Annotated in this window: 20 protein-coding genes; 12 read left to right on the top strand and 8 right to left on the bottom strand. The window is 61.9% G+C overall.

The window, feature by feature from the left end:
• Nucleotides 1-92 precede the first annotated feature (92 nt).
• Nucleotides 93-1,166 carry a VIT1/CCC1 transporter family protein gene (locus ABH922_RS20470; protein WP_424808656.1) on the top strand — a complete coding sequence of 358 codons (1,074 nt, stop codon included), beginning with the start codon at nucleotides 93-95 and terminating at the stop codon, nucleotides 1,164-1,166.
• A 28-nt stretch (nucleotides 1,167-1,194) separates the two neighbouring features.
• Here ABH922_RS20470 and ABH922_RS20465 read toward each other — a convergent pair whose 3' ends face one another.
• Nucleotides 1,195-2,850 (bottom strand): FAD-binding dehydrogenase, encoded by a 1,656-nt coding sequence (locus tag ABH922_RS20465; RefSeq protein ID WP_424808655.1) that lies wholly within the window; start codon nucleotides 2,848-2,850, stop codon nucleotides 1,195-1,197.
• Entirely contained in the window at nucleotides 2,847-3,509 is a 663-nt protein-coding gene (locus ABH922_RS20460; RefSeq protein ID WP_424808654.1) for a TetR/AcrR family transcriptional regulator, read from the bottom strand. The genes ABH922_RS20465 and ABH922_RS20460 overlap by 4 nt, the downstream gene beginning before the upstream one ends.
• Before the next feature lie 189 nt (nucleotides 3,510-3,698).
• Between ABH922_RS20460 and ABH922_RS20455 the strand changes: the two genes are divergently transcribed.
• From ABH922_RS20455 to ABH922_RS20435, 5 genes are all read left to right on the top strand, one after another.
• Entirely contained in the window at nucleotides 3,699-4,862 is a 1,164-nt protein-coding gene (locus ABH922_RS20455) for an LLM class flavin-dependent oxidoreductase (protein WP_424808653.1), read from the top strand.
• Nucleotides 4,863-5,119: 257 nt separating this feature from the next.
• Nucleotides 5,120-5,839: a M50 family metallopeptidase gene (locus ABH922_RS20450; RefSeq protein WP_424808652.1), complete on the top strand. Its 720-nt coding sequence runs from the start codon at nucleotides 5,120-5,122 to the stop codon at nucleotides 5,837-5,839.
• A 247-nt stretch (nucleotides 5,840-6,086) separates the two neighbouring features.
• Complete coding sequence (locus tag ABH922_RS20445; RefSeq protein ID WP_424808651.1) at nucleotides 6,087-6,302, top strand: hypothetical protein; 216 nt, start codon at nucleotides 6,087-6,089, stop codon at nucleotides 6,300-6,302.
• Entirely contained in the window at nucleotides 6,299-8,752 is a 2,454-nt protein-coding gene (locus ABH922_RS20440; protein ID WP_424808650.1) for a hypothetical protein, read from the top strand. Before ABH922_RS20445 ends, ABH922_RS20440 begins: the two co-directional genes overlap by 4 nt.
• Before the next feature lie 1,008 nt (nucleotides 8,753-9,760).
• Nucleotides 9,761-10,192 (top strand): hypothetical protein, encoded by a 432-nt coding sequence (locus ABH922_RS20435; protein ID WP_424808649.1) that lies wholly within the window; start codon nucleotides 9,761-9,763, stop codon nucleotides 10,190-10,192.
• A 9-nt stretch (nucleotides 10,193-10,201) separates the two neighbouring features.
• On the opposite strand, the gene ABH922_RS20430 is transcribed toward ABH922_RS20435, so the two are convergent.
• Both ABH922_RS20430 and ABH922_RS20425 read right to left on the bottom strand, forming a co-directional pair.
• Entirely contained in the window at nucleotides 10,202-11,209 is a 1,008-nt protein-coding gene (locus ABH922_RS20430) for an NAD(P)H-dependent glycerol-3-phosphate dehydrogenase (RefSeq protein WP_424808648.1), read from the bottom strand.
• A gap of 97 nt (nucleotides 11,210-11,306) precedes the next feature.
• Nucleotides 11,307-12,026 carry a FadR/GntR family transcriptional regulator gene (locus ABH922_RS20425; RefSeq protein ID WP_424808647.1) on the bottom strand — a complete coding sequence of 240 codons (720 nt, stop codon included), beginning with the start codon at nucleotides 12,024-12,026 and terminating at the stop codon, nucleotides 11,307-11,309.
• 133 nt (nucleotides 12,027-12,159) lie between these two features.
• On the opposite strand from ABH922_RS20425, the gene ABH922_RS20420 reads away from it, so the two are divergent.
• From ABH922_RS20420 to ABH922_RS20405, 4 genes are all read left to right on the top strand, one after another.
• Nucleotides 12,160-13,548 carry a GntP family permease gene (locus tag ABH922_RS20420; protein ID WP_424808646.1) on the top strand — a complete coding sequence of 463 codons (1,389 nt, stop codon included), beginning with the start codon at nucleotides 12,160-12,162 and terminating at the stop codon, nucleotides 13,546-13,548.
• Nucleotides 13,549-13,608: 60 nt separating this feature from the next.
• Nucleotides 13,609-14,091, top strand: a complete 483-nt coding sequence (locus tag ABH922_RS20415; RefSeq protein WP_424809740.1) for a gluconokinase — start codon at nucleotides 13,609-13,611, stop codon at nucleotides 14,089-14,091.
• Nucleotides 14,092-14,111: 20 nt separating this feature from the next.
• The gene (locus ABH922_RS20410) at nucleotides 14,112-14,543 is read left to right on the top strand and encodes an SRPBCC family protein (RefSeq protein WP_424808645.1); all 432 of its coding nucleotides are present in this window, start codon (nucleotides 14,112-14,114) and stop codon (nucleotides 14,541-14,543) included.
• Nucleotides 14,544-14,655: 112 nt separating this feature from the next.
• Nucleotides 14,656-15,648, top strand: a complete 993-nt coding sequence (locus ABH922_RS20405) for an alpha/beta hydrolase (protein WP_424808644.1) — start codon at nucleotides 14,656-14,658, stop codon at nucleotides 15,646-15,648.
• Here ABH922_RS20405 and ABH922_RS20400 read toward each other — a convergent pair.
• Genes ABH922_RS20400 through ABH922_RS20390 form a run of 3 tightly spaced genes read right to left on the bottom strand, consistent with a single transcriptional unit; the run spans nucleotide 15,621 to nucleotide 17,887 of the window.
• The gene (locus ABH922_RS20400) at nucleotides 15,621-16,424 is read right to left on the bottom strand and encodes a transglutaminase-like domain-containing protein (RefSeq protein ID WP_424808643.1); all 804 of its coding nucleotides are present in this window, start codon (nucleotides 16,422-16,424) and stop codon (nucleotides 15,621-15,623) included. The two genes, ABH922_RS20405 and ABH922_RS20400, sit on opposite strands and share 28 nt — an antisense overlap.
• A 44-nt stretch (nucleotides 16,425-16,468) precedes the next feature.
• Nucleotides 16,469-17,035: a nucleotidyltransferase family protein gene (locus tag ABH922_RS20395; protein WP_424808642.1), complete on the bottom strand. Its 567-nt coding sequence runs from the start codon at nucleotides 17,033-17,035 to the stop codon at nucleotides 16,469-16,471.
• Between the two features lie 9 nt (nucleotides 17,036-17,044).
• Entirely contained in the window at nucleotides 17,045-17,887 is an 843-nt protein-coding gene (locus tag ABH922_RS20390; protein WP_424808641.1) for a lysophospholipase, read from the bottom strand.
• 152 nt (nucleotides 17,888-18,039) lie between these two features.
• On the opposite strand from ABH922_RS20390, the gene ABH922_RS20385 reads away from it, so the two are divergent.
• Nucleotides 18,040-18,615, top strand: a complete 576-nt coding sequence (locus ABH922_RS20385; RefSeq protein WP_424808640.1) for an AAA family ATPase — start codon at nucleotides 18,040-18,042, stop codon at nucleotides 18,613-18,615.
• An 18-nt stretch (nucleotides 18,616-18,633) separates the two neighbouring features.
• Here ABH922_RS20385 and ABH922_RS20380 read toward each other — a convergent pair whose 3' ends face one another.
• Nucleotides 18,634-19,515 (bottom strand): mechanosensitive ion channel family protein, encoded by an 882-nt coding sequence (locus ABH922_RS20380; protein WP_424808639.1) that lies wholly within the window; start codon nucleotides 19,513-19,515, stop codon nucleotides 18,634-18,636.
• Nucleotides 19,516-19,598: 83 nt separating this feature from the next.
• Between ABH922_RS20380 and ABH922_RS20375 the strand changes: the two genes are divergently transcribed.
• Nucleotides 19,599-20,237: a DUF2461 domain-containing protein gene (locus ABH922_RS20375; RefSeq protein ID WP_424808638.1), complete on the top strand. Its 639-nt coding sequence runs from the start codon at nucleotides 19,599-19,601 to the stop codon at nucleotides 20,235-20,237.
• Nucleotides 20,238-20,571 lie beyond the last annotated feature (334 nt).

Here is a 20,571-nt window from a genome sequence, read left to right as displayed (position 1 = left end):
AAATGTTCGAGATCGCGGACACGGATCTACCATGAGGACGACGCGACGAGCCGAGACTTCGACGCTCGGCGTGCGCATCGGAGGGGAACGACATGTCCACAGTTCCGGCAGCACGACCCGATCCCGACCCGCGAGAGGTCAAGCGTTGGAGACGGTACCTCGCGGACGAACGGGCCGAAGCGGCCGTCTATCGAGACCTCGCGGGTAGGCGCACCGGAGAGGAACAGGAAATCCTTCTCGCACTGGCCGATGCCGAGGGCAGGCACGAGGCGCACTGGCGAGCACTTCTCGGCGATCACGTGGGTACACCGCTGCGCGGCGACATCCGCACCCGGATACTGGGCTTTCTGGCCAGACGCTTCGGGTCCGTGTTCGTACTGGCCCTCGCACAACGCGCGGAAACCCGCTCGCCTTATCCGCACGACTCCGACGCCACCGCGTCCATGGGCGCGGACGAGAAGATTCACGAAGAAGTGGTGCGGGCGTTGGCGACGCGCGGGCGCAACCGGCTCTCGGGAACGTTTCGCGCCGCTGTCTTCGGGGCCAACGACGGTCTGGTCAGCAACCTCGCTCTCGTCCTCGGTATCAGCGGAAGTGGTGTCTCGAACCAGATCGTGCTGATCACCGGTATGGCCGGACTACTGGCCGGTGCCCTCTCGATGGGAGCGGGCGAGTACGTATCCGTTCGTTCCCAGCGGGAGTTGTTGGAGGCGTCCGATCCAGGTCAGGCAGCGAGCGACGCGATCGGACTGCTCGACGTCGACGCGAACGAACTGGCCCTGGTCTACCGGGCTCGCGGCATGTCGGCCGATGATGCCGACATCCGTGCCGCCGAGGTGCTCGCCAACAGCACCTTCGGAGTTGCAGACACCGTCGACGACCACGAAGCGGTCGGTACCGGACTGGGAGCGGCCGCGGCAAGTTTCTGTTTCTTCGCGTCGGGCGCGATCATTCCGGTTCTGCCGTACCTGTTAGGTCTGCAGGGGCTCGCAGCCCTGATCGTCGCCTCGGTGCTCGTGGGAATCGCGCTACTGACAACAGGCGTGGTGGTCGGTCTGTTGTCCGGCGGACCTCCGTTCAAACGTGCGCTGCGCCAGCTGGCCATCGGCTACGGCGCTGCGGGCGCGACCTACCTTCTGGGAATGCTGTTCGGTACTTCGCTGTGAGATCCCGACGTCGATCGGCACGCAATGCTTACAGATCGCGTGCCAGTGCGCGTCCGGCTGCACGACCGGAGAAGATGCAGCCGCCGAGGAAGGTGCCTTCCAGTGCGCTGTATCCGTGGACGCCGCCACCGCCGAAGCCGGCGACTTCCCCGGCGGCGTAAAGCCCGTCGAATGCGCTTCCGTCGGCTTTGATCACCTGAGAATCGAGATTGGTTTCCAAGCCGCCGAGAGTCTTTCGTGTCAGCAGATGCAGGCGAACCGCTATCAGCGGGCCGTTCTTGGGATCGAGGATCTTGTGTGGCGTCGCGACCCGCACGATTTTGTCCGCCAGCAGATTTCGGGCGTTGTTGATGGCGGTGACCTGGAAGTCCTTGCTGTACTTGTTGTCCGTCTCGCGGTCGCGTGCAACAATCTCACGCTCGATGCCCTCGAAATCGAGCAAGGGCTCGTCGGTGAGTGCATTCATCCCGTCCACCAGGTCGCGTAGGTTGTTGCGCACCACGAAGTCCGCGCCCTTCTGCTTGAATGCTTCGACCGGAGCAGGTGCGCCCTTCTTGATGCGTTGGAGCAGCAGCTTGAGATCGCGATTGGTGAAGTCTGGATTCTGCTCGGAACCCGAGAGCGCGAATTCCTTCTCGATGATGGTCTGATCGAGGATGAACCAGGTGTACTCGTACCCGCTGTCGAGAATGTACTTGAAGGTGCCCATGGTGTCGAAGCCGGGGAAATTGGGAACGGGAAGGCGCTTACCGACCGCGTCGAACCACATCGACGACGGGCCGGGAATGATGCGGATCCCGTGATTCGGCCAGATCGAATTCCAGTTCTGGATTCCTTCGGTGTAGTGCCACATGCGATCTCGATTCACGATGTTGCCGCCGGCGGACTCCGTGATCTCGAGCATCCGGCCGTCTACATGGGCAGGCACACCGGTGAGCATCTGCTTCGGGGCCTTGCCGAGCCGTTCCGGCCAATTCTTCTTCACCAATTCGTAATTACCTCCGATTCCGCCGGAGGTGACGACGACGGCCCCGGCAGTGAATTCGAATTCGCCGATCGGATCTCGGGAACTCTTCACCCCACGTGGTTCGGCGGACGGTTCGAGAACCGTACCCCGCACTCCGGTGACGGCACCATTGGTGACAATCAGTTGATCGACCTGGTGACGATGACGGAAGGTGACCAGCCCACGCTTCTGAGCCGCGACGACCCTGGTCGAGAACACGTCCACGACACCAGGACCGGTACCCCAGGTGAGATGGAAACGCGGAACCGAATTACCGTGCCCGAGTGCAGTTCCGCGTCCGCGCTCAGCCCAGCCGACGTTCGGCATGAGTCGAAGGCCGAGATCGTGCAGATACTGCCGCTTGTCGCCGGCTGCGAATTCGACATACGCCTTGGCCCATTGGCGAGGCCAGTGGTCTTCGCGGTCCCGGTCGAATGCTGCGGTGCCCATCCAGTCCTGCATCGCCAGGTCGAGTGAATCCTTGATGCCGAGGCGGCGCTGCTCGGGGCTGTCGACGAGGAACAGTCCACCGAGCGACCAGAATGCCTGCGCGCCGAGATTGGCCGCGTTCTCCTGTTCCACGAGAAGGACTCGACGGCCCGCACGGGTCAGCTCGTAGGTGGCAACCAGACCGGCGAGTCCGGCCCCGACCACGATGACGTCGGCTTGTTCACTCACGGCAACTCCTCTTCTGGTTGATACATGGTGATGGATTCGCTGTACGACAATAGGATTCGGGTGAAGATGTCGCGGCGCAGTTCGAGAGCGGCAGCCTTGTCACCGTCGACGAGGCACTGGATGCTGGTGCCGTCGTGTACGGCGACGAGGGCTCGTCCGAGCGCCGTCGGATCCCCGGCGACGCGGCGTCCGACGTCGCGCAGGGCGGACACGACGATGGGAAGCATCGTGCGCAGGATCGAGTCTTCACGATCGGCCAGGGCCCGGCGCAGAGTGGGATGTCGAAGTGCGTACGCGGTGAATTCGGCATTGATCCGGTACCACGCCGCATCTACGGGGACAACGGCGATGACGCGGGCAACCATGCTCTCGAGGTCGACGGGTATCGCTGTGATCGCAGAATCGGCGGCGGTTCGCAGATCGGCCAACATGGAGGTCGAGCGTTGCTCCCACATGGCGAAGAACAATTCGTCGAGTGAATCGAAGTTGGAGTAGAACGCGCCGCGCGTGTACCCGCCGCGCTCACAAATCTGCTCGATCGTGGCGCGTCCAAAACCTACCTCGGCAAAGACGACAGCCGCCGCGTCGAGTAGCCGTTGACGCGTTTGATCTCGACGTTTGGTCACTCGTTTGACGGGGGTGTGGTCGATGTCCGTCACAGTCAACTCGCTTTCGATCCTCTACCTCAAAGGATACATCGGTGTATCGAATACGTCGGTGTATCGAGAGTTTCCCGCTCGATCACTGCCGGCGATCTCCGTGATTGCAACCCTGGCCGTACCGTCGACAGGCCGATTCAATGAGAACCGAACTCTGCCGTTCCGATTTTGTCCACGAAGGGAAAGATCGTGTCACTGCGCTTCCACTGGTTCCTGCCCACCTACGGTGACTCTCGCAACCTGATGGCAGGGGGGCACGGTAGTTCGATGTCGGGTGACAGGCCGGCGACGCTGAAGTACCTCAATCAGATCGGTGCAGCGGCCGAGACCAACGGTTTCGAAGCGGTTCTGACGCCGACCGGGGCGTGGTGTGAAGACGCCTGGCTGACCACGGCGATGATGATCGAGACCACCGAGACACTCAAGTTTCTCGTCGCGCTCCGACCGGGCTTGCTCAGCCCCACGCTGGCGGCCCAGATGGCGGCGACCTTTCAGTGGCAGTCCGGTGGGCGATTGTTGCTCAACGTCGTGACCGGCGGCGAGGATCACGAGCAGCGGACGTTCGGCGACTTCTTGGACAAGAACCAGCGGTACGCACGCTGCGGTGAGTTCCTCGACGTGATTCGTCAGTTGTGGTCAGGGACAGGCCCGGTGAACTTCTCGGGCGACTACGTGACGGTGGAGAACGCTGTCTTGCAACGTATTCCGGACCCCATTCCGCCCGTCTTCTTCGGTGGGTCCTCGCCGGCTGCGGGTACGGTTGCCTCGCGATACGCCGACACCTACCTGACCTGGGGTGAAACCACCGCTGCGGTGGCGGCCAAGATCACGTGGATACGTGACCTGGCAGAAGTGCAGGACCGACGCCTCGACTACGGAATCCGACTGCACGTCATCAGCCGAGACACCTCGGAACAGGCCTGGGCGGAGGCGGATCGTCTTCTCGGCGCGCTGGATCCGGCCACCGTCGCCGCTGCGCAGGCGAGCCTGGCGAGATCGGGATCCGAAGGGCAGCGCCGCATGCTGGACTTGCACGGCGGTGGCTCCTCTTACCGCGAAGGTGCCAGTGCACGTTCTCTCGAGATCGCACCCAACCTGTGGACCGGCGTCGGCTTGGTTCGAGGAGGCGCGGGTACTGCGCTGGTCGGTTCGCATCGGGAAGTGGCGGATCGGATCGCCGAATACGCGGCAATAGGTCTGGATCACTTTGTGCTCTCCGGCTATCCGCACCTGGAAGAGGTTTACAACTTCGGCGAAGGAGTGCGTCCGATCCTGATCGAGCGTGGTCTGGTGCAGGCGTCGAGTGTGTCGTCCGGGCCGGTTCGGACTCCATTTCTGTCCACTGGCAATTGACTAGCTCAGTCGGTCCCGGTCAGACGGTCGCCAATCGACCCCGGCTCTTCCGAACGAGTTGTACGCGGTTGTCGGAGCATGCGTCGACGTACTTCCCGGTTCAAGTAGGTCAGCGGCACTTCGGCGCCGACGCAGAGTGAGCCGAAGCGTTGGTGTGCTCGCTACTCGCGGTGAAGGTGACCGGAGGTTGTACCGTCGACGGTCATGGAATCAATCCGTGACAGGCACCTCGAATCTCGACGACGCGGATCGTCGTCGTGAACACCGCGCACAGCGTATGGGACCGCGTGGCGGCCGTCAGCCCGCATCCGCCGGCATGGGTAGTCCAGGTGGCCGCAGTCTGCGCGATCGTCGTGGTGCTCGAGCCGCACCTGTGGAGGATCGCTCGCAACGTCGTCACCATCGCCCACGAGGGGGCGCATCTGATAGTCGCAGCATTGGTCGGCCGCCGACTCAACGGTCTTCGCCTGCACTCGGATACGTCCGGTGTTGCTATCTCGTCGGGAAAACCGACAGGTCCCGGCGTGATCGTGATGACGTTCGCCGGATACGTCGGGCCGTCGATTCTGGGTATCGGCGCGGCGTTGCTGTTGGGGGCGCAACGAGCCGTGTCGGTGTTGTGGATCGGTCTTGTCGTCGTCGCCGTGATGATGGCTCTGATTCGCAACCTCTACGGAATGTTCTCGCTTGCCGTCGTCGGGGCTGTGCTGTTCGTCCTCGTCTGGTGGGGGACACAGGATCAACAGGTTGCGGCCGCCTACTTTCTGACGCTGTTCCTTCTGTTCGCCGGTCCGAGACCTGTCGTCGAGTTGCAGCGACAACGGATGCGACGTGGCGGTGCCGCAGATTCCGACGCCGATCAGTTGGCCAGACTCTCACCCGTACCCGCGATCGTCTGGGTGGTCTTGTTCATGCTCGTCAACCTGAGCGTGCTGGCGGTAGGTGGGTGGTGGATTCTGCGCCCTGTGGGAAGCTGACGATTCCCGGTCAACCGGGTGGCGGCAGGTACCGGTTCGGTCGCTGATGCTCGCGCGCAGGGACTTAGGTTGTTGCGTCGGCGAACAGTCTATTGGAAAACGACTGGTCGGTGTTAGGGTGCGGCAGTACATATCGAGGCGGGTTGGGGGACCGATGCCGGATGAATTGTGGATGTCCGTTGACCAGACCAGGGAATTCGTTTCAACGGTCCAGGCAACGAGCAGTGCAGTAGCAGGAGTCGACGTCGTGTCCGAGAGCGACGGAATTCTGGCGGGTTTGACGGATTCTGCTGTGGCCGGGGCGTGCGCCGACGTGTCGCAGTTGATGGATGCCTCGGCGACTGCCCTCGTTTTGCGAATAGCGACGCTCGCCGACAGTTCCACCAGCGCGGTGGACGACTACGTCCGCACCGACGCGGAGGCGGGAACGGCCGTAGCCCACGCCGGCGGTGGATCGACATGACCGTCACGGTGTCGAAGGCTCGATCGTGGAATACATCTGCGCTGGATGCACAGGCCGCGCTGTGGGCAGCGGCATCGGAATCCGTCGATGACCAGCGGCGCGCGCTGTCGAACAGGGTGTCGGAATCGCCGGACTTCTGGCGTGGACGTGGCGCAGACGCCATGAGACAGTCCGCCGACGAGCTCGGAATCGACACCGTCGTACTGGTTTCGTCGTTGGCAGATACGTCGGAGGCTGCACGTCTGGGCTCGGCCGACATCGCTGCGGCTCGCGGGCACGTACTCGGTTGTGTGGCCGCTGCAGAATCTGCGGGATTCGTCGTGGCCGACGACGGGGCCGTGACGGTACCCCCCGACCTGTATGTCTGGATTGTCACGGAAGCGGGACCGGACGGGGCAGACGCGGCGAAGGCCGAGCTCGAAAGGCTTGCGCGCGAGCACGAGCAGACTATTCGCGAAGCGTTGAACGGTCTCGAGGAAGCTGACCGAAGCGCTGCCTCTGCAGTGAACGCTGCAGCGGGCAACCTGCGGGAGAATCCGATTTCCGGCTCTGCCGGGACGGTACTTTCCGGGGCGCAGGGCGGTGAGGACGGCGATCTGGTCAGTTCCGGTGAGGCCTCGGACGCTGATCTGGCCCGGATCAGTGACGCGCTGGTACAAGCCCAGCTGACACCGGAGCAGCTTGATGCGATCGCGCGCGGTGAGCGGGTCGACGATCTTCCTCAGAGCACCTTCGACTACGTGCGAAATTTCTACAACGAGGCAGGTAAAGGCGGGCTACTCGATCTCGCCGACAAGCTTCGTGAGCAGGAGAACAGCGGGGACCCGCTGGCGGCCGGCCGCCTCGATGCGCTCGCGAACGGACTGCTCACCCTTTCCGACGAAAAGGTAGGCACGGGAACGGAAACCGGCGGATACGGGCAGGTACCGTCCGACGTCCGCGAGTTGGTGTATCACGGATACGAACCGGATTCGAACGGAGACCGCAATTCCCGTGACTGGGCAGACCTGAACCGGTTGGGCGAATTGATAGGTGAGGCAACGCCGGGGAACCAGCCGGGATCCGAGTTGGGTGTGGAATTCGACCGGGTGGCAGCGCATATCGCGGACATGTCCAACCAATCGAGTGGGACGATCGGCCTGACGATGCCCTACGGGATGGACGTCGAACGGACGGCCGAACAATTCCTCGACGTCGGAACCCGCAATCACGAATCGTCGTCGCACATCCTCACCGGTCTCGACTCGAACGGCAATCCACTGGACTTTCACCGTGACAGCGTGATCATTCCGCTTCTCACACACGAATGGAGCGACGACGGCGCCAGTGCCGGTGCGTTGGTTGATTGGATCAATGCCGATGCGGTGGTGCATAATCCGGATGATCCAGCAGATGTCGCGTCAGCTACGCGGGCCGGTGAATCCGCATACGGTCTGGCGCAAGTGCTCTCGACCACCGAATCCGGGAATGGTGGCAACAATTTCGGATCGTTGATCGATATCGCCGAGGGCGCTGATCGTCCGGGAAACTTGTCGATGGGCCAAGTCAATCCGGCTCTGACCCAGCAGATCGCCGGTGCGCTGGCTCCCTACACGGGCGATATCGTGGGACTTGACGAAAAATACACTGATACCAGAGGTTTCGGTCACCTTGGGCCAGTCGAAGCAACTCGGGTCTTCACCCTGGTTGATGGCGACCCTCTCGCGGGCGGAATTCTCAACGGTGCAGCGCTGGCCCAAGCGGCACAGATCGACGGGGCCTTCGCCGTATCGGCGGTGAAGGGGGACACCGACCTGTCCCTCGGAGTGAGTTCCGGAAATCTGAGAGGGCTGGTGGAAGCAGGCTTGGGCTCGGAAGTCACCGATCGAAACTTGAACGGGGAAGACGCGGACGCCGCTATGCGGCAGCAACGCTCAACCGCCTACGGTGTGAGCCAATGGCTGGCGTCGGGCGCGGTGAGCTTCATTCCGGGTGGAGCGGTGGTGAATCCGCTGGCCAATTCTGTTGCTCTGATGCTGCAGGACGACTATGTCAACAACCCGGCTCAATTTGTCGGAGACACTTCGGGATTTTCGGGGGAATCGTTGGCCGAGAGTTCAGCAGGAGCGAGCAACAATCGAATGTATTCCATGCTCAGCGCACTGGTCGCAGATGGGCATGTGGATCCAAACATGTTGAACGAAGAATTGACTGAAGACGGGCGTTTGAAGACGTTCGATGGGATGACGCAAGACCTGTCCTCGCTGGATTTGACGAAACAACTACCCGACGTACTGATGGGCGCGGGAGTTTCTGCCACGAGTCGCCTTGACTACCTGAGGGTTGCTACTGAAGCTGGCGTGGGTCTTGATGGCATCATCTATCCGCATCATTTCGATGCGCGCGATTCGTTCAATCTGGTGCTACTCAACGGTCGGGGATCTGAAAACGTGAATAGGTGGCCGTCATGAGTCGATGCCGGCTAAGTGCTCGTTGGGCCGCTGGATTGACAGTGATAGTTGTTGCAGGTTGTTCGACCGGGCCTGATTTGCCGGACGCCTTGCCGTCTACTTCGGCTGTGGTGGTGGAGGATGCGGGTCCGGTGGGGGTTCGGGATGCGACGGTGGTGTGGTCTGCTGAGCCGGGGATCGACTTGTTCGACGAGCGGGGTCGGATGGTGCGGGCGGCGCAGGAGTCGGATTGGATCGGGCTCATTGTGGGGTCGGGGGAGACGTATCCGGGTTTCATGGATGCTGTCGGCTCGTACGGTGTGTTCAAGTTCGATGATCCGGGTCGTAAGCGTTGGCCGGTGGTGGGTACCTTTTATTGGCATATCCTCGATATCGTTGATACCTCGGCAGGCTTCGAGGCCGTTGTGTGTAATCAGAGTTCACGCATTGCGGAGTTGCGTGAAAACAATACTTATGTAACTAGTTTCGGTCCCGCTTCGAGTGAGAGGGTGACGTTTGAGCGGGTGTTGGTTCCGTCATCGAACGAGAGTGTCTCCTTTGAATCGAAGGGGCCCAGTTCACTTGGTGTTGATCGGTCCTCGAGTAGTGGGCGACCGCAGTGGCAGCGTCTGTCGGAGAACGTGTTTTCGGGGTGGTCGGTGAGTACCGGTGGAAAATCGGCGGCTATGCAGGCGTGCAAAGATTGGGGGTACGCGATTGTGCCGAAAGCTCCGGTAAGCGGTTCTCGTACGGTAAGGAGTGATGTTCCGCCGGTGACTGTTCCGGCGTATCCGGGGTGGTGACTCGGCGGCTGAATCTTTGTCGATCGAGGCCGGGTTTGATGATGTTGGTTGGGCTGACGGTGGTTGTTGTTGCGGGTTGTTCGACCGGGACTGCTTCGCAGGATCCTTCGCCGTCTACTTCGGCTGTGTTCCGCTCCCGATCGAGCCGCGATCGGAGACTCTGCCGCAACGGATCTGGTGGGGCTCGGCGACGCGGCAGAGCGCGCACTGGGCCGGAACGCATGGGATGAATCTTCTGAGCAGCACGCTGCTCTCGGAAGACAGTGGAGTACCTTTCGCGCAACTTCAAGCCGAGCAGATTCACACCTTCCGTCAGGCGTGGCAGCAGTCCGGGCACGAGGGCACGCCGCGCGTCGCCGTGACCCGGAGTATTCTTCCGCTGGTTTCGGCGCGGGACCGAGATCTCTTCGGCGCGAGCATGTCCCGCGAACACGTCGGTATTCTCGGCGGAGTGGTGTCACGCTTCGGGAAAAGCTACGTCGGTGTACCCGACGTCATTGCGGCAGCGTTGGCCGACGACGAAGCGGTGAGCGCAGCGGACACCGTTCTGATCACCATTCCGAACCTGCTCGGACCGGCCGAAAACCTTCGGCTGCTGGGCAACATCGCCACCGAAGTCGCTCCGGCGCTCGACTGGAGCGCAAGCGGCGCGATGTAAACGAGTCGGTCAGGCCACCTCGTGTTCGCCGCCAGGAGCGACGCGCTGAAGGCCGCGGTAGGCGTCGCTGGCGCTCTGTCGTCCGGCGATCACGGCTTCCACCTCCGCGGCAATCGGCATTTCGACACCGTACTCACGAGCGAGATCCATAACGGTGGGTGCGGTTTTCACGCCCTCGGCGACCTGCCCGAGCTTCGCGACTGCTTCCTCCACCGTCAGACCCTGTGCTAGTGCCTCGCCGACGCGTCGGTTACGTGAGGTCGGTGCCATGCACGTCGCGATGAGATCGCCGACGCCGGTCAATCCGGCGAAGGTGCGTGGGTTGGCGCCCATCGCTTCGCCGAGACGGGTCATCTCGGCAAGTCCGCGAGCGAGGACCATAGCCCGGGTGTTGTCGCCGACGCCCAACCCGTCGGCCATTCCGGAGGCGATGGCGACGATGTTCTTGAGAATGCCGCCGAGTTCGCAGCCGAGGACGTCGGTGTTGCGGTAGACGCGGAACACCGACGACGCGAAGAGAGGTTGCAGCGCTGCGGCGACGCGGTCGTCCTGGGTGGCCACGACGGAGGCGGCAGCCATACCGTCGACGATCTCCTTGGCGATGTTCGGTCCGGCGAGCAGTCCGACGGGATGGCCGGGCAGGCATTCGGCTATCACTTCGGTGGGGCGTTGACGTGTGCCGGGTTCGAGGCCTTTGGACAAGGACAACACCGGAACCCAGGCGCGCACCTCGTTGGCGATTTCCGAGAGAGTGGACCGCACCGCGTGTGACGGCACACCGCAGACGAGAACGTCGGCCTCGCGGGCCGCCTCGACCAGGTCGGATGTCGCCTTGAGGGTCTTGGGGAGTTTGCGCTCACCGAGATACTTGGAGTTGGTGCGATCGGAATTGATCTCGTCTGCTGCTTCGGAATTGCGTGCCCACAGCAGGGTCGGCGTGTTGCGGGCGGCGAGACCGGCGACGGTGGTTCCCCACGATCCGGCACCGAGGACGACGACGCGTACGGGGCGGGCCATCAGAGTGCGACGTTCGAGATGGTGAGTGCAGTCATGACGCCAAGCGTTCCACTTGCCGCGCGGTTGCGGGCCGAATCCGCCGAGTCTGTGGTTCGCCTTACACGTCGCTGGGGCTTTTGCGCATGGTCGCCACGGCCTCGGCGGACTCCGTGACGATCGATCGCATGGCGGCTTCGGCGGCGTCGGGATCCCCGGCCTGGACGGCAGAGGCGACGACGCCGTGCAGGTGAACGGCGTCGGGATCGGCTTCGTGGGGCATCAGGGAATGACGGGTTCGGCCTGCGAGTATCTCGACGACAATCTGCGACATCGCGCGCAGCATCGGGTTTCCCGACGCGGCCAGCAGGGTTCGGTGAAAGTCGGAGTCATGGCCGAGATAGGCATCGGTGTCTGCGGCACGGGACGTCGATGCCATGCCGATGACGGCGGCGGTGAGTTCTCCGCACTGCTGCGGCGTGGCTCGGGTCGCGGCCAGTCTCGCTGCCAGCGGTTCGATTCCGGATCGAAGTTCGCTGAGGATGGACAGCTGCTCGAACCGGTGTGGCCCGGCGAGCTGCCAGCGGATGACGTGGGGATCGAGTGTGTTCCAGTGGTCGGGTCCGAGGATGGTGATGCCGACACGTCGACGTACCGATGCCAGCCCGAGTGATTCGAGTACTCGCACAACCTCTCGGACTACCGTTCGCGAGACGTCGTACCTGGTTGCGATCTCGTCGGCAGAGACGGTGGTGCCGGTCGCGAGGAGGCCGCCGACGATGTCCTGACCGAGCTGTTCCAGCATCGTGTCGTGCAGTTGCTGAAACGGGGCAGTGGCCATCACTAGATCGTCCCATGCGTACGGATAACATCACACGCGGCCATATACATACTACAAATAAAGATGAAGCCTTGAAATTGTAGGGTAATTAAGGAACAGTGACTGCCATCACTGATCGGACTGGGAGTCCCCTATGAACACCTCTGCATTGCTTGCGGCCGACGTCGTCCCGGCCGGCAGCGACGCTCGACTGATCGTTGCTGCCGTTGCCGGCGTCGCCGTGATCATTGCCCTGATCACCTGGCTCGACCTGCACCCCTTCCTGGCTTTGTCCATTGGAGCAGTGGGTGTGGGAATCGCTGCCGGACTCGGTTCGGGTGACGCCGTCGCCGCGTTTGCCACGGGATTCGGCTCGACCATGGGCAGCGTCGGAATACTGATCGGGTTCGGTGCGATGTTCGGCAAACTCCTCGCCGATTCAGGCGGCGCAGACCGGGTGGTGGACACCCTGGTCGGGCGCTCCAGCGATCGGGCGTTGCCGTGGACCATGGCGCTGGTCGGAGCAGTCATCGGACTGCCGATGTTCTTCGAGATCGGGTTGGTGTTGCTGATGCCGGTGATCATCCTGGTGGCGCGCCGGTCCGGACAGTCCCTGATCCGTATCGCGATCCCGACGCTCGCCGGTCTCTCGGCGATGCACGGATTGGTGCCGCCGCATCCCGGCCCTCTGGTCGCGGTATCGGCCCTCGACGCCAATCTCGGACTGACGCTCGCGTTCGGCGTGCTCGTCGCCATTCCCACTGTCGTCATCGCCGGCCCGGTGTTCGGCAAGATCGCCGCGCGTTGGGTGGACGTCAAGGTGCCAGACCTGTTCGTCACCGGTGAAGATCTGGACGAGGACGAGAAAAAGCAGCGTCCGACCTTCGCGGCCACGATCGTTGCCATCCTCATCCCGGTCGTGCTCATGCTGGGCAAGGCGCTCGCCGATGTGATTGCCGCAGACTCTGCGTCGCCACTGAAATCGGTTCTCGATTTCCTCGGAACACCCGTCGTGGCATTGGGTCTCGCAGTTCTGGTGGGAATGGTTCTCCTCGGTCGCGGCGGCGGGATGGACCGAAAGGCCATCTCGAAATCTCTCGAGAGTTCGTTGCCGCCCATCGCGGGAATCCTCCTGATCGTCGGTGCCGGTGGCGGATTCAAGCAGGTCCTCATCGACACCGGTATTGCAAATGTCATCGCCGACGCCATCAAGGGAAGTAGCCTGCCGGTGCTGTTCCTGGCCTGGTTGGTGGCGGTATTGATCCGCGTGGCAACGGGTTCGGCGACCGTCGCCACGGTAACGGCTTCGGGAATCCTCGCCCCGGTGGCCGCGGACCTCTCGTCTGCGCACGTATCGCTGATGGTTCTGGCGATCGGTGCGGGTTCGCTGTTCTTGTCGCACGTCAACGACGCGGGCTTCTGGTTGGTGAAGGAATACCTCGGCGTCAGTGTGGTGCAGAATCTCAAGACCTGGACTGTGATGGAGTGTGTCATCTCGGTGTCCGGGCTTGCCGGTGTCCTGGCGCTCAGTGCAATAGTCTAGGTGGAGAAATACGTGAAAAAAACTGCGACACAACAGAAGCAATACCCGGTGCTGGTATTGATGGGGGTCTCCGGTTCCGGAAAGTCCACGGTAGGAGGCATGCTTGCAGGTGCCATGGGATGGGACCTGCAGGAGGGCGACGATCTGCATCCGCAGTCCAATATCGACAAGATGGCGGCCGGGCACCCCCTGGACGACGACGACCGTTGGCCCTGGCTGGAGAAGATCGCACACTGGATACGTGAACACACCGATGCCGGTAGGCCCGGCATCGTCACGTGCTCCGCTCTCAAACGAAGCTATCGGGACGTGCTCCGAGGCGAACACGTCGTGTTCGTGCACCTGGCCGGTTCGCGGGATCAGATCGGCCAACGACTGACGGCACGTCTCGATCACTACATGCCGGCGTCGCTTCTCGACTCGCAGATCTCGACGCTGGAAACACTGGAACCCGACGAACAATCGATCGTCGTCGACGTGGGAGGCAGTCCGGCCGCGATCGCCGAAATCATCCTGCGCCGCGTCGAAGCGCTCGACTACTGATCGGTTCTACTGTGGAGGACGTGACCGACTTCGCATTTCACAGCGTCTGGGAGTTGGATGCGTCCGCAGACCGGGTTTACAGCGCACTCGCAGACGTTGCGAATTACGCACGGTGGTGGCCACAAGTACGTGATGTGAGCACGATCGATGCCGGTTCCGGTGTGATGACCATCAGAAGCGCCGTTCCGTGGACCTTCCGGATCGTGGGTCGGCGTGCGGTCGAGGACCCGATGTCGCGCTACCTGCGAGCCACGCTGTCCGGTGCGATGACGGGCTGGAGCAGCTGGACGATTCAGGCATCGGGTGTGCGTTCACGAGCGTACTTCGAGCAGGAAGTGACCGTAGTCGGCAATCTCGGAGTGCTTTCACACATCGCCAAACCGCTGTTCGCGTGGAATCACGAACTGATGATGAGTGGCGGATGTGCGGGACTCTCGCGCTATCTCCGATAACGCGAGAGTGCGCGGAAGTCGAGCGGCGTCGATGATGGCCGGTTAAGGTCACGGCATACTCGAAAGTACACGTGACTCGGGTTCCGGCTCGGTTTTGTCCAGGGGGGACACTATGAGATCGCACGGTTCGACGACGTGGCACTGGGATGCGAGCCTGAGCTCGCGTATTGCCTTGATCATCTGCAAGGTGCTCGTGAAGCCCGTGTTCTCGTATTGGCCGAGCAGCGATCGGGGGCTCGAGCAGATGAAATATCTGGATATGTGGGCGGACAAGCTGCCGACGCCGAAGAATCTCATGGTAGAACCATTTCTCCTCGGCGGTGTGCCGTGCGAGAAGATCACCCACCCGCGCTCGGCCACCGGTGCACTGGCCGGGGCTTCGATTCTGTATTTCCACGGTGGCGGCTTCGTTTTCTGCGGGTTGGCGACACATCGGGCGCTGTGCGGACTGCTGGCAGCCAAATCGGGGGTTCCCGTGATATCCGTCCGCTACCGCCAGCTTCCGGAAGGGTCGATCGGTACGTCGGTGACAGACGCGATGTCGGCATACACGGCGTTGCTGGAATCGGCCGAGGATCCGGACAAGATCGTCGTCGCCGGCGATTCTGCGGGCGGCTACCTGGCCATGAAAGTCGCCGAGATCTCTGCACTTCGAGGTATCACTCGTCCGGCCGCGGTGATCGGGTACTCACCTCTGCTCAACGTCGATCTCGAAAACCACGATCCCGATTACATGAAACGTGATGCCTATCTGCCCATGAGGAAAGTGGTCGAGCTCAAGAGTCGCTGGCTCGGCGGCGACGTCATCGAAGGTGAACAGTCTCCCGTCAATGCCGATTCGGCTGCTGTCCCTCCGGCGTTTCTGGTAGCTGCCGAGTACGAACTACTGCGACCCGATGTCGAAGTGATGACGGAGAAACTCGTTGCGGCCCGCCGGCCCGTGGAGACGCACATCTGGACCGGACAGATACACGCATTCCCGGTGCTCGGAACCCTTGTCCGCGAAGGTAGGACGATTGTCTCGCTCACCGTCGACTTCATCGAACGCACGCTTGCCGCGAGCAAATCCGGACCAGCTCAGCCGATCGACGTCAGTTCGGTGTAGTCGTCGGCGGCGAGATCCCCGTCGACGACGGCGCGAACCTCTGCCGATCTCAAAGTGATCGAACCGCCGTGGTTGTCGAGAAATGCGGTGTCCGCAGCATCTCGTCCGGTGGAAATCCGAACGAGGTTGCTGCGTGGGGCAAGTTGGGTGGCGTCGACCACGCGCCAGGTTCGGTCGATGTTCGCCTCGACCACGGCATGAAAGTCCATGGGGTCGCAGCCCGGTGCATAGACCGCCACCAGTCGCGCTGCGATACCGACGGCGCGCAGGAGCGCGACCGTCAGGTGCGAGTAGTCGCGGCAGACCCCGGCGCCCGCAAGTAACGTGTCGACGGCGCTGTCGGTTCCGCGACTGGTGCCGGGAACATAGCTCAGGTGCGAGCTGACCCATCGAGTTACTTCCAGAAGCAATTGTCGCGGTGGCGTGGACAGATTGAATTGTCCTGCGACGAAACCGAGGAACTTGTCGACCTCGCAGTATCTGCTCGGTCGTAGATATGTCGACATGTCGTTGTCCGAGACCGGCCCCGCGTCGGTCTGACCGATCACGGTTGCATCGTAGGTGACGACGAGAATTCCTGGGGTGCAGTCGATCAAGTGCACTCTCGTACCGTGTTCGGTGAGAAATTCGCGGGGTGTGACCGCGGCGCCGTCATGGATGAACGTCATGGTCTCGATCAACTGGACACCCGGCGATCGCGCAACGGCAATCTTGAATTCCAGGCTCGTTGCCTCGGCTATCTCGATGTCGAGCCGAGCGGCAACGGTACGTTTCATCGGCTCATCCTCGCACTGAAGTCGGGCACCCACCACCCGACAGTTCAGGTGGCGGGATAGTCGACGTCGAGGCCGGTACTCAAATCTGCGCATTCGACTGCCACGACGCCATTTTCACGCAGATACGCGCCCGCGCCCCGATCCCCGGTCAGTGTTGCGATCAGATTTCGCCAGTGATTGCGTCCGATGATGACCGGATGGCCGGGCTCGGTGTTGAAGACCGCTCGTCGCAAGGTGTCCGCATTGACTGCATCGGCCGTCACCACACGTTCGACGGTGGCGACATTCAAATCGGGAACGTCCACCACCGTGACCGCAACGGCGTCGACGTCGGGCAGGTCGAGTGCGGCGTCGAGCCCGCACCGGATGGACGAACTCACCCCGACCCGCCAATCGGATTCCACGACTATCACATCGGAGTTTCCCGGCGCCAGGATGGACCTGGCTTCCTCAGCTCGGGCGCCCAGCACGACGATCACGGGACAGAAGTGAGCATCACGAAGCACCGAGACGGCGTGGCGAAGCCACGAACGACCGTCGGCGTCGTGCACCAGTGCCTTGGGCATGCCCATTCTGCTGCCGGCTCCAGCTGCCAGTACTACGGCGCACATTTCCACCGGCTACGCTCCGGCGACTCGCGGACGCAGCCAGTCGACGAGATCTTCGATCACTCGCTTCTGCTCGGGTTCGTTGAAGATCTCGTGGTAGAGGCCGTCGTACACCTTCAATGTCACATCGGTGGAGCTTGCCAAGTCTGCGACCAACTTGCTGCCGGCCGGATCGGTGAGTTGGTCGGCAGATCCGTGCTGAAGGAGAACCGGAATTGTCAACGACGGCAACCGAGCCGGAAAGCTTTCAGCGGCGGTGATCAGGCCACGAGCGATACCCGCAGGCACTTTCCCGTGATGGATCAACGGGTCGGCGTTGTAAGTGTCGACGACCCGTTGATCGCGAGACACAGCAGCAGAGTCGAGGTTGTCCACAGGTAGGTCGGGGAGATACTTTCCGACGAACTTGCCCAGTTGAATGATCGGCTTGGGTTTGTCGGTCGCGATGATCACTGCTGGGCCCGACAGCGCCAGCGCGGTGAGATCGCTCTGGTGATCGATGGCGTACGACAGGGCGATCGCGCCACCCATACTGTGTCCGAGCAGGAACTTCCTCCTGCCTGGATGCGCGCCGTCGATGATGGCGAACAAGGCTCCGAGATCGTCGGTGAAGTCGGAGAATTCCTTCAGGTGAACGCGCTTTCCGCCGGAGCGGCCGTGCCCACGATGGTCGGGTGCATAGACGATCAGGCCGAGTTCACCGAGAGCTGCGACCACGTGATCGTAGCGCCGGGCATGCTCGCCGAGCCCGTGGCAGAGAACGAGAATACCGGTGGGCTCCACGTCCGGGAACCACACGTCGTAGACGATCCTGGTCCCGGCTCTACCGGTGAACGACGACTCTTCGTGCTGCATGGTGCGCCCTCTCTGCGACCGGCGCCGGTGCGCGGATGTTCACATGTTATTCGCCTGTCCAGTTACATGTCGTGGAATCCGGTGCACATCCGATCTGTTGCGTGCTGAGTGCCGGCCCGTAGCTGCGACTCAGGTTCGCGTTACGGTGAGGGGTGTCGTTCACAGAGCCGGCCATGCTTCCTCACCGTCCACGAAAAGTCCTGATTGCCGGTACGTCCGGATCCGGGAAGACGACGCTCGCCGGGCGAGTCGGTGCGGTGCTCGGTATCGAGCACATCGAGCTCGACGGATTGTTCCACGGCCCGAGCTGGACGCCGCTCGAAAATTTCGAGGACGAAGTCCGACGATTCAGTAGTGGTTCGGAATGGGTCACCGAATGGCAGTACTCCGCGGTGCGCGCTCTGCTCGCCGAACGGGCGGATCTGATGGTGTGGTTGGACCTGCCGAAATGGAAGGTCATGAGTCAGTTGATCATCCGTACCGTCCGTCGACGGGCTCGGCGAGAAGTGTTGTTCAACGGCAATATCGAACCACCACTTCACACTATTTTGCACGATCCGGGGCATGTGGTGCGGTGGGGGTGGCGAACAGATTCGCACAACGCCGAGCGCATGGCCACTCTCGCCGTCGACGTACCGGCTTTGCCGATAGTCGTCCTACGCACTCGGGGTGACATCGAGAACTTCCTCGGAATTCTCCTGAACATGCCGTCGGACAGGCCCGCTTAGCGAGTGTGTCCACGTGGTTCATCGAGATATGTCGGCCGTAGGAGAGATCGTAGATCGGTGCGGCGACGGCAGGTACGGGGCTTCTATGCCGTGTTTCTCGAAGGCGCTCAGCACCGAGCGCGCGAAAGCACGTTGTACTGCCCACTGCCGGCCAGGTTTCACCTGCGCGGTTATCCGTATCGTGATCGACTCGGCTGTAACGGAGTTGACGCCCAACATTTCGGGTGTGTCGATCACGTCGGCTCGAATCTCCGCACTGGCTGCTGCATCGAGGACGGCGCGTGTTGCGACCTCACATGCCTTGTGTACGTTCGCATTATGGGCAACCGGAAGGTCGAGAACGGCGTTCGCATAACCCTGACTCATATTGCCCACCCGCAGTATCTCTCCGTTGCGGCAATACCAGAGTGTCCCGTTCGCATCTCGTACCGTGGTCACCCGAAGGCCGACTGTCTCCACAGTACCGACGGCGTCACCGAGATCGACCACGTCGCCGACGCCGTACTGATCCTCGAGCAACATGAAGATGCCGGACAGGAAGTCCCGGACAAGATTCTGGGCACCGAAACCTATTGCGAGGCCGACAACTCCGGCCGACGCGATGAACGGCGCGACATTGATTCCGAGTATCCCCAATATCTGCAGAACACACCACGTCAGCACTGCGATCGACACCGTCGACTTGAGAACCGAACCGATGGTTCGGGTTCGCTGTGACCGGCGTTCGTTCACCGCGGTGTCGGTTGATCTGCGTCTGTTCGACATTCGATCGATCATGCGGTGAAGTACGAATCTCAACACCACCGCAAGTACTGTGTAGACGGCAATCTCGATCGGCCGGTGGATGAGCCAGTCTCGATTGGTTTCGGTCAGTTCCCAGGCGTATACATCTGAAATCATCCCCAAGCAGTCTACGGACTCCGGGTGTGTGCGGCATCGGTGCAGGTAACGAGTCGACCACGGCGGCCAGCTAGGCTGGGACCATGGCTGACTTCACCGGAATCCCCGTCGCCGCCCTTGATTTCTACGAAGACCTCGAGGCGGATAACAGCAAGGTGTGGTGGGCTGCCAACAAGCACACCTACGACGAGGTGGTTCGGCGTCCGGTCGCCGCGCTGATGTCGGAGCTGGAGTCGGAATTCGGTACCGGGAAGATCTTTCGGCCCTACCGAGACGTTCGTTTCTCGAAGGACAAGATTCCGTACAAGACCCATCAGGGTGCTTTCGTCGCGCTCGCCGACAGTTGCGGGTATTACCTGCAGATAGACGCGTCAGGCCTGATGGTGGCCGGTGGTTTCTATGCCAGCACGTCGGAAACCATCGCCCGATACCGTGCCGCAGTGGACGACGATGTTCGCGGCCCCGAACTCGAGAAGATTCTCGCCAGAGTGAAGAAGGCCGGTTTCACGATCGGTGGTGATTCCCTCAAGACGGCACCGCGCGGATACACGGTCGACCACTCGCGGATCGAGTTGCTGCGGCACAAGTCCTTGACCGCATCGTTGGATTACCCCAGCCCGTCTTGGCTGGACAGTTCGCGAACGTTGACCGAGGTGCGTAAGGCATGGCGCGCCCTGACGCCACTGGTGGAGTGGTCAGGGCAGGTACTCGGGGCGAACTGAGCGTCGAAATATGACGAGTGTGCCTCAGAATTCACGCGCAGTTCACCGATTCCGGATGTGAAACCGTTACTGTGGTGCGCAGAAACCATCACCTCGCGACTGCAATGCCGCAGATGCATCTGCCAGGTCTCGTTTCACGAGCAAACGAAGCGATATTTCTGCGAATGGGGACGCCATGACCTTGCTTCTGGTCTTGCTATTCCTGGGTTCGGTACTTGCCGTGCTCGCGACGTACGTGGCGTTCGGTGCCGTGTACTTCGTGGAGATACGTAGAAACGAAAAATAACGTATCGGTCGGCCTGAATCGAAGAGTTTCGGGCCGACCGCGACGATG

The sequence above is a fragment of the Rhodococcus sp. 27YEA15 genome, from assembly GCF_049739425.1.
In the GTDB taxonomy this organism is placed as follows: domain Bacteria; phylum Actinomycetota; class Actinomycetes; order Mycobacteriales; family Mycobacteriaceae; genus Rhodococcus_F.
Note: the sequence above shows the minus strand (reverse complement) of the source record. Positions and strands in the feature narration are given on the sequence as shown.

Coding starts and splice junctions, on each gene's coding strand:
- ABH922_RS20470 (WP_424808656.1), top strand. CDS start 93: ATGTCCACAGTTCCGGCAGCACGACCCGATCCCGACCCGCGAGAGGTC.
- ABH922_RS20440 (WP_424808650.1), top strand. CDS start 6,299: ATGACCGTCACGGTGTCGAAGGCTCGATCGTGGAATACATCTGCGCTG.
- ABH922_RS20435 (WP_424808649.1), top strand. CDS start 9,761: ATGAATCTTCTGAGCAGCACGCTGCTCTCGGAAGACAGTGGAGTACCT.
- ABH922_RS20430 (WP_424808648.1), bottom strand. CDS start 11,209: ATGGCCCGCCCCGTACGCGTCGTCGTCCTCGGTGCCGGATCGTGGGGA.
- ABH922_RS20425 (WP_424808647.1), bottom strand. CDS start 12,026: ATGGCCACTGCCCCGTTTCAGCAACTGCACGACACGATGCTGGAACAG.
- ABH922_RS20420 (WP_424808646.1), top strand. CDS start 12,160: ATGAACACCTCTGCATTGCTTGCGGCCGACGTCGTCCCGGCCGGCAGC.
- ABH922_RS20415 (WP_424809740.1), top strand. CDS start 13,609: ATGGGGGTCTCCGGTTCCGGAAAGTCCACGGTAGGAGGCATGCTTGCA.
- ABH922_RS20405 (WP_424808644.1), top strand. CDS start 14,656: ATGAGATCGCACGGTTCGACGACGTGGCACTGGGATGCGAGCCTGAGC.
- ABH922_RS20400 (WP_424808643.1), bottom strand. CDS start 16,424: ATGAAACGTACCGTTGCCGCTCGGCTCGACATCGAGATAGCCGAGGCA.
- ABH922_RS20395 (WP_424808642.1), bottom strand. CDS start 17,035: ATGTGCGCCGTAGTACTGGCAGCTGGAGCCGGCAGCAGAATGGGCATG.
- ABH922_RS20390 (WP_424808641.1), bottom strand. CDS start 17,887: ATGCAGCACGAAGAGTCGTCGTTCACCGGTAGAGCCGGGACCAGGATC.
- ABH922_RS20380 (WP_424808639.1), bottom strand. CDS start 19,515: ATGATTTCAGATGTATACGCCTGGGAACTGACCGAAACCAATCGAGAC.
- ABH922_RS20375 (WP_424808638.1), top strand. CDS start 19,599: ATGGCTGACTTCACCGGAATCCCCGTCGCCGCCCTTGATTTCTACGAA.